This is a genomic window from Mesorhizobium sp. M7D.F.Ca.US.004.03.1.1, assembly GCF_003998635.1.
GTDB lineage: Bacteria > Pseudomonadota > Alphaproteobacteria > Rhizobiales > Rhizobiaceae > Mesorhizobium > Mesorhizobium loti.
In genome coordinates this window covers 1-8,018 of sequence record NZ_RZQG01000191.1, presented here as the reverse complement: position 1 = coordinate 8,018, position 8,018 = coordinate 1, and the positions used below count along the sequence as shown (strand labels likewise).

Below are 8,018 nucleotides of genomic sequence, written 5' to 3'. Positions count from 1 at the left end.
TCGCCGGGCCGGCGGCTTGTGCGCCGCCGTCACCCTTCTGGCTGACATTCTGCATGACGCCGGTATCGGTGGCGATTTCCGAAAGCACCGCGTAGGGATCGGCGAACAGATGCTCGTCGGAGTGTTCCGCCTGCGGGAGTTCTTGCTTGTCCTGTTTGCGTTCCGCCGAGCCATCGCCGTCCTGGCCGGCCTTGCTGGTCGCCTTCTTCGGATTGTCGGCCGTTGTCCCGATCGCGCGCGGACCGTCGCCGAGGTCCTCCAGGCCCTTGCGGCTCGAATTGCGGTCGACCAGCTTGACCGGGTTGAAGTAGCTGGCGACGGCTGCCTTGGTCTGCTCGTTGGCGGCGTTGATCAGCCACATGACCAGGAAGAAACACATCATGGCCGTCATGAAGTCGGCGAAGGCGATCTTCCAGACGCCGCCATGGTGGGCCTCGTCATGATCGTCATGACCACGCCGCACGATGATGATTTCGTGGGGCGTGTGTCCGGCTTCGGCCACGCTCATGCCAGAACCTCAGAGAGGGTCGTCGACCATTCGGCCATGCGTGTCTCGAACACCGCTTCGTCTATGGCGACGGTGAGGTCGAAGCCTGGTGCCTCGACGAAGTCGAGATTGGCCGCGCGCGGCCCGAGCGATGCCTTCAGTGTTTCGAACAGCGAGAGCGGACCGCGCACGACGATGCGCACCGCTTCGGCATCGCCGACCGCTTCGTGTATCGCGCTGGCGAGCACCTCGATCGAGCGTTTCTGCAGATCGTCGCTGACGATGCCGCCGATGATGCGGGCGACCGTGGCGGCGACAAGCCCGGTCACGCGTGCCTCCATGGCATCGATGCGTGACGAGACCGCCTTGCCGACATCGTCGCCGAGGCTTTCGAGAAATACCCTTGCTTCGTCTGCATTGGCCTGGCGTTCGGCTTCGAGCGCGGCATCATGCGCAGCCGACAGGCGCGCCTCGAGCGCCGCTTCAGCCTGGGCAACCGCTTCCGCGATCAGCGTGCCGATATCGGCTTGCGGCGCTGGCGTCTCGGGCTTGTGTTCGGGATCGACTGCCGCCCGGGGCTGGCCGGCGCGTTGCGCGCGGGTGCCGAAATCAGGCAGAAGGTCGAAGAGGGCTGCGGAGGGCATGGCTTACACCGCAACTTCCTGGGCAGCCCATTTGCGCAGGATCTGCGCCGTGCGCTCCTCGTTGAGGTCGACCATCCGGGCAAGCCGATCCTGCGGCGCCGGCCTGATCTTCTGGCGAAGATCGTCGAGCGGCGTCGGACCTGGGCGCGAGCCGGGCAAGGCGGCAACCGCGGCATTGTCGGTGGCGGCAGTTGCTTCCGGCGTCGGCAGCGAGCGCTGGACGTCATCGAAGCTGGGGCCTGACAGGGCCGGTGTTGCCTTTGCCGTCAGCGCCGACGCCATCGGCCTCAGGCCGAAGAAGGCGACCAGGAACACCACGACGATGAAGGCGCCGGCGTTGATCAGGGTGCCGGTATGCTGGCCGATGGAATCGAGCATTCCAGCCTGCGGGATCGCCTCGCCGTCCAGCCCGTCGATGAACTCGACCGCCGACACGTCGATGACGTCGCCGCGCTTTTCGTCCAGGCCGGTGGCGGAGGTCACCATTTTCTGGATGTCGGCCACGCGCTTGGCAATCTGCTCCGGCGTGGCGTCCTTGCCGAGTATGGTCATCAGCCGCTGCTGGTTGACGACGACGGCAATCGACATCTTGGTGACGCTGTAGCCGTTGGAGACGGTGGCGATCTTCTTCGAATTGATCTCGTAATTGGTGATCTCTTCCCTGCGGTCGTTCTGCGACGAGGATTGCGGTCCATCGGTGGCGGTTGCCTGGGTTTCGGGCAGGTTCTGCTCGACGCTGGCCGGGGTGGAAGCCTGCTTCTGGTTGTTGTTTTCGTTGGCACGCACCGACTGCACCGAGCGCTCGACGCGCGAGTTCGGATCGAAGATGGTTTCTTCCGTCTGGCGGGTGTCGGTGTTGACTTCGGCCTTGACGCTGGCGCGGAAATTGTCGGGGCCGAGATAGGCCGTCAGCGCGCGGCGGATGTTGTCGCCGATCTGCGCCTCGACAGTCTGCTCGACGCCGAGCGTGCGCGCGGCGCTGGTGTTGGAAGGATCATCGCCCGCGGCCAGCAGATTGCCGCTGGAATCGAGCACCGTCACCTTGTCGGCCGACAGGCCGGGGACGGCGGCGGCGACGAGATGGCGGATCGACATGGCGCTCTTCTCGGCGTCGATGCCGGCGTAGCGGATGACCACAGAGGCGGAGGGCTGCTGCTCGTCGCGGCGGAAATTGGCGCGCTCGGACATGACGATGTGCACGCGCGCCGCCTTGATACCCGATATCGACTGGATGGTGCGCGCGATTTCGCCTTCCAGCGCGCGCACACGGGTGATCTGCTGCATGAAGGAGGTGAGGCCGAGCGAGCCGACATTGTCGAACAATTCGTAGCCGGCATTGGCGCTGGTCGGCAGGCCCTTTTCGGCAAGCAGCATGCGCGCCTGCGCGGTGGTGCCGGCCGGCACCAGCACCGAAGTTCCGTCGGCGCCGACGTCGAAGCCGATGCCGGCTTCGCCCAGCACCAGGCCGATCTGGTTCACGTCGGCGCGGTCGAGCCCGACATAGAGCGTGTCGTAGGCAGGGCGGTTGAGGTAGACCGAGGCGATGCCGATGACGCCCATCACCAGAACGGCGATACCCGCCAGCATGGCGAGGCGCTTCACGCCAAATCCGCGGAGATTCGAGATGATGCTCTGGATCTGTTCCGGCACGGTTCAACGACTCCCAGCATGATTGTCCGCCGGAACAGTAGTCCTCGAAGCTTGTGCGAAAATGAAATCGGGCCGCGCTTGCGGCGCGGCCCGTCAATCGAAGTGCGAAAAGGAGGGCGGGATGCGAAAGGAGGGCGCCGGTGGCGCCCGCGATTAGTTCTTGAACAGCGACAGGATCGACTGCGAGGCGCTGTTGGCGATCGACAGCGACTGAATGCCGAGCTGCTGCTGCACCTGCAGCGCCTGCAGGCGGGGCGATTCCTTGTTCATGTCGGCATCGACGAGCTGGCCGACGCCGCGGTCGATGGAGTCCATCAAGCTCTGGGTGAAGGTCTTTTGCAGGTCGATGCTGCTCTTGGCCGAACCGAGGATGGTGGCGGAGTCGGTCAGCTGGGCCATGACCTTGTCGATCCTGGTCACCATCTGCGTGATGATGTCGTCGGTTACCCCGGCCGCCGTGATGTCGAGGTTGTAGGCGGAAATATTGTCGACCCTGGCCACCACCGCTCCCGCCGCCGTCTGGCCATCGCTGTTTGCGGCGATGTCCGTTTTTCCGAGCGCGAGCGCGGCCGCATAGGCGTTGTCATACAGGGTCTGGGCGGCCCCAGTGGCATAGATGGAGGTCTGGCGATCGAGGGTGCCGTAGTTCTTGACGTCGGTGGCCAGGCCGTAGTCGAAAAGCTTGGTGCCCTCGACATCGATGTTGATCGTTCCGATCGAGATGGCGCCGGATGAGGAGCGATTGAATGAGGACACGATCTGCGAGTCGGGCTGGACGCCGTCATTGGCGGCCGCGACCTGCTTGGAGGTCACCGCAAGGAAATTCGAGCCCGAGAAGGTGGCCGCATCGGCAAAGGACTTCATCTGCGCCTGAAGCGCCTTGATCTCGGTCTGGGTTTTTGCCTTGGCTGCGTCCGTCTGGCCGACGGTCGAAAGCAGCTTGGTCTTGATCTGGCCGATCGTTGTCAGCACATTGTTCATGCCGGTGTAGGCGGTATCGACTTTCGAGGCGCCGAGGCCGAGTGCATCCTGCACCGTCGACAGGGCCTGGTTGTCTGAGCGCATCGTGGTGGCGATCGACCAATAGGCGGCGTTGTCCGAAGCCTGCGAGACGCGGTAGCCTGTCGATATGCGAGCTTGCGTCTGCTCGAGTGACTTGTTGGTGGCGCTGAGGCTTTGAAGTGCGGTTAACGCCGAAGCGTTGGTCATGATGCTCGCCAAGAAAGTCGCTCCTTCTCAAAACCGACATGCTCAGACATGCCGGATAGGCCTGTTCAACGGTGGTATCGTGCCGGTAGGGCCGATTCGCCAACTGTTGTAAGCTATTGGTTAACCATAACTAGCGCGACATGGTTAACAGCCTGTTAAACGCTGGCCTTCGAGAGTTAAGGACCGAGGGTTGCGTGGGGCTGGAGCAAACGCAAATCGGGCCGCGCTTTTGGCGCGGCCCGATTTTTTAGTGCGAACTGTGGTAGAGCGGAGGCGATTAGCCGCGGAAGAGCGACAGGATCGACTGCGAGGAACCGTTGGCGATCGACAGCGCCTGGACGCCAAGCTGCTGCTGGACCTGCAGCGCCTGCAGACGGGTCGATTCCTTGTTCATGTCGGCATCGACGAGCTGGCCGACACCGCGATCGATGGAGTCCATCAGGTCCGAGGTGAAGGTCTTCTGCAGGTCGATACTGCTCTTGGCGGCGCCAAGCGTGGTGGCGGAGTTGGTCATGTCGGCGAGCGCGGAGTCGATGACGGTCAGCATCTGCTGGATCTGATCGTCGCCTGCAGCTTTGCCCGTTGCGGTGTCGAAGATCTTCAGGCTGGCGGCCGAATAGGTGTCGGTGGCCGTTGCAGCAGCGCCCAGGGTCACGGCCACGGCCGTGAGGGTGGCCACACCGGTGGAGCCGGTGCGTTGCGAGTCAAGGATGCCCTTTGCGAGTGTCGCGGTGGTGCCAGCTTCATACAGCTTGATGTTTTCCACCTTGACGTCGATGGTCGAGATCGAAGATGCGCCGGCCGCGTCACGGTTGAACGCCGAAAGGATCTTCACATCGGCAGCCGTCGTGGCTGTGGCGCCGCTGTTTACGGACAGCATGTTGGTGCCGGAGAAGGTGGCGCCGTCGGCGTAGGACTTCATCTGCGCCTGAAGAGCGGTGATTTCGACCTGGGTCTTTTCCTTCGAGGCATCCGTCTGGCCGTAGGAAGCCAGCAGCTTGGTCTTGATCTGGTTGATGGTGGAGATCGCGCTGTTCATGCCGGTGTAGGCGGTGTCGACCTTCGAGGCGCCGAGGCCGAGAGCGTCCGAAACGGTGGACATGGCCTGGTTGTCGGAGCGCATCGTGGTGGCGATCGACCAGTAGGCGGCATTGTCCGAGGCCTGCGAAACGCGGTAACCGGTCGAGATGCGGGCCTGGGTGTCGGTGAGGGATTTGCTGGTGGCGTTAAGGCTCTGCAGAGCCGTCAACGCAGCGGAGTTCGTCATGATGCTGGACATGGTACTCGTACCTTGATTTTACAGGTGTTTTTTAGACATACCGGGTCTCCCGGTATGACGGTGCGGCATCATGCCAATGATCTCTGAAATCGATCACCCGCCATCTGCGAGCGAATATGCGGGCAAGTCCCTACCAAAGGGCTAAACCGGACGGTTAATCGAAAATATTTTGCTTGAAATTCTGTGCCTGCGCGGCACGGCAGCGACCAGTTGCCAGGGATCAGTCGCCAGCTGTCAATTGAAGGAGCGCACCAGGCTGCCGACAAGAAGATTCCAGCCGTCGATCAGGACGAAGAACAGGATCTTGAACGGCAGCGACACCACTGTCGGCGGCAGCATCATCATGCCCATCGCCATGGTGATGGTGGCGACGATCAGGTCGATGACCAGGAATGGCAGCACGATCAGGAAGCCGATCTCGAAGCCGCGCCGGATCTCCGAGATCATGAAGGCGGGCACCAGGATGCGCAGGTCGACAGTGTCGCGCGAAACAGTTTGCCCGCGCTCGCGGGCGAGGTCGGCGAAGAGGTCGAAGTCCTTGTCGCGCACATTGCGCAGCATGAAGGTGCGGAACGGATCAGAAATCTTGTCGAAGGCTTCGGTCTGGGTGATCTGATTGTCCATTAGCGGCTTGACGCCGGTGTTCCAGGCCTGGTCGAAGGTCGGCGCCATGACATAGAAGGTCATGAACAGCGACAGCGAAATGAGAATGAGGTTTGCCGGCGTCGACTGCAGACCGATGCCGGCGCGCAGGATCGAGAAGGCGATGACGAAGCGGGTGAAGCTCGTCACCATGATCAGCAGGCCCGGCGCCACCGACAGCACGGTCAGCAGGCCGAACATCTGGATGATGTAGCCGACGGTGGTGCCGTCGGCCTTGCCAATGCCGCCGAGATCGAGTTGCTGCGCCGCCGCGACCGACGTGGCGGCGGCGATCATCGCCGTAGCGAGAAGGAACTTTCTCATTCGAGCAGCAATGTCCTGATGAGGATCTGTTTGGCGTGACCCTGGCTGCGGATCGAGGCGCGTTCCTCGAGATCGGCCTTCAGGTGCTGGTAGCCGCTGGCGCCCTCGATTTGATGCATCTTCAAGGTGCGCACCAGGGCCAGAAGGTCCTGGTGGATGTCATCCGACATTGCCTGTGGCTGTGGCCCGTCATAGACGACGGACACCTCCATCCTGATCCAGGTATCGGCAGGCGAGGCGATGTTGGTGGTGATCGGCGCCAGGACGACGAGTGTCGGCCCCACGCCTGGCTGTTCGGCCGCAGCCGGCTGCTCGGCCTTGCCTTCGTTCTCAGGCGCCACCGGTACCGACGCAGGGGCATCGACGCCCTTCAGGTAGCCGCCGGACATCCAGCCCATGCCGATGGCGGCCGCCGTCACAACCAGCAGCATGGCGGCCTGGATGGCAAGGGAGGGACCCTTGCGCGGCTGAACCTGTTCGACATTTGCCACGGCGCCGTGTCCCCCGATCCTAGAACGGAAGAACCTGGTCGAGAACCTGCTGGCCGTAGGCAGGTTGCTGGACCTCGGTGATGCGGCCGCGTCCGCCATAGGAGATGCGCGCTTCGGCGATGCGTTCGTAGGGGATGGTGTTCTCGGCGCCGATATCGGCCGGCCGCACGATGCCGGCAATGGTCAGCACCCTGAGCTCGGCGTTGACGCGCACTTCCTGCGATCCCTTGATCATCAAATTGCCGTTCGGCAAGACATCGATGACGATGGCGGCGACATTGAGCTCCAGTGTTTCCGATCGCTTGATCTCGCCATCGGCCGTCGTGTCCGTGGTGGAGTTGAGAGCGCCAGCACCCTTGCCGGCGGTGCTGCCAACCTTGTCCCATTCCGCGCTGATATCGAAACCGAGCTTGCGGTTGGCGGTGCGGCTCCTGTCGTTCTGGTTCTTGAAGTTGGCCCGGTCGTTGATCTTGATCTTGACGGTCAGGATGTCGCCTTGGGACAGCGCCCGCGGGTCGGTGAACAGCCGGCTCTGGCGGTCATCCCACAACGAGAATTTCCTGGGCGGTGCCGGCGGCGTCTCAGGATAGCGATAGAGCGAGCCGGTGCTGCCGTCGTCGATGCCGGAGCCGACCGGCGACAGAGCCGGATCCCTGCCGACCTCCTTGAGGTTGGTTCCGCAGCCGGACAGCACGGCGACCGCGCACAGGACGAGCATTTTGCGGATCATGACGGATCTACCCTTCGGGCTGCGCTGGCCATGATGCCGGTGAGCGTTGCCGCCGCCTTCTGGTCCATTTCGTTGAGGATGACGCTCGCCTTGCGTGAATCGAGCTTCATCAATATGGCCGCCGCCAGATCGGCGTTGACGATGGCCAGCCGCTCGGCGGCGGCGTCGGGTTTCATGCCGGCGTAGATCTGGACGACGCCGTCTTCGGCCCGGGCCAGGAAAACCTCGCGCCGCTTCAGCCAGGTCTCGTACTCGGCTTTCTTTGCATCCAGAGCTTTCATGCGCTCGTCAATGCCGGCCTGAAGCTGCTTCAGTTCCTCCGCCTGCAAAGCATAACGGCGGTCGCGGGCGGCGTCGGCGATGTTGGAGCAGAAGCGCTCGATCTCGCTTTGGTCGGGTGCCTTTTCCCGCGCCAATTGCGGCGCCGCCGCTGCGACCGGTGCTCCCGGCAAGACCTGCCGGACCGTCTCCTCGCCGCGTGCGGTGCCGCCAGCAAGGGTCATGGTGGCAACTGCGGCGGCCGCGAGCAAGATTGCGGCGGGGCGGCGGCTTTCGTGGCGGG

The 8,018-nt window shown here is 63.2% G+C and carries 9 protein-coding genes; all 9 read right to left on the bottom strand.

Annotation, left to right across the window (positions count from 1 at the left end; genetic code table 11):
* Window positions 1–508, bottom strand: a 508-nt coding sequence (locus EN935_RS13535; protein ID WP_281040334.1) for a flagellar motor protein MotB, incomplete at its 3' end; no start/stop codon positions are given.
* Entirely contained in the window at window positions 505–1,131 is a 627-nt protein-coding gene (locus EN935_RS13530; protein ID WP_127265269.1) for a hypothetical protein, read from the bottom strand. The genes EN935_RS13535 and EN935_RS13530, both read right to left, overlap by 4 nt.
* Window positions 1,132–1,134: 3 nt before the next feature.
* The gene (gene fliF, locus EN935_RS13525; protein WP_127265270.1) at window positions 1,135–2,781 is read right to left on the bottom strand and encodes a flagellar basal-body MS-ring/collar protein FliF; all 1,647 of its coding nucleotides are present in this window, start codon (window positions 2,779–2,781) and stop codon (window positions 1,135–1,137) included.
* Between the two features lie 153 nt (window positions 2,782–2,934).
* The gene (locus EN935_RS13520) at window positions 2,935–4,002 is read right to left on the bottom strand and encodes a flagellin (protein WP_127373373.1); all 1,068 of its coding nucleotides are present in this window, start codon (window positions 4,000–4,002) and stop codon (window positions 2,935–2,937) included.
* Between the two features lie 265 nt (window positions 4,003–4,267).
* The gene (locus EN935_RS13515; RefSeq protein ID WP_126070314.1) at window positions 4,268–5,269 is read right to left on the bottom strand and encodes a flagellin; all 1,002 of its coding nucleotides are present in this window, start codon (window positions 5,267–5,269) and stop codon (window positions 4,268–4,270) included.
* Window positions 5,270–5,503: 234 nt separating this feature from the next.
* Complete coding sequence (fliP, locus tag EN935_RS13510; protein ID WP_023810007.1) at window positions 5,504–6,235, bottom strand: flagellar type III secretion system pore protein FliP; 732 nt, start codon at window positions 6,233–6,235, stop codon at window positions 5,504–5,506.
* Complete coding sequence (locus EN935_RS13505) at window positions 6,232–6,726, bottom strand: flagellar basal body-associated FliL family protein (protein ID WP_109659388.1); 495 nt, start codon at window positions 6,724–6,726, stop codon at window positions 6,232–6,234. The genes fliP and EN935_RS13505 overlap by 4 nt, the downstream gene beginning before the upstream one ends.
* A gap of 19 nt (window positions 6,727–6,745) precedes the next feature.
* Window positions 6,746–7,456, bottom strand: a complete 711-nt coding sequence (gene flgH / locus EN935_RS13500) for a flagellar basal body L-ring protein FlgH (RefSeq protein WP_127265271.1) — start codon at window positions 7,454–7,456, stop codon at window positions 6,746–6,748.
* A complete protein-coding gene (locus EN935_RS13495; RefSeq protein WP_127373374.1) occupies window positions 7,453–7,989 on the bottom strand; it encodes a MotE family protein in 537 nt (178 codons plus the stop codon). Before EN935_RS13495 ends, flgH begins: the two co-directional genes overlap by 4 nt.
* Window positions 7,990–8,018: the final 29 nt, after the last annotated feature.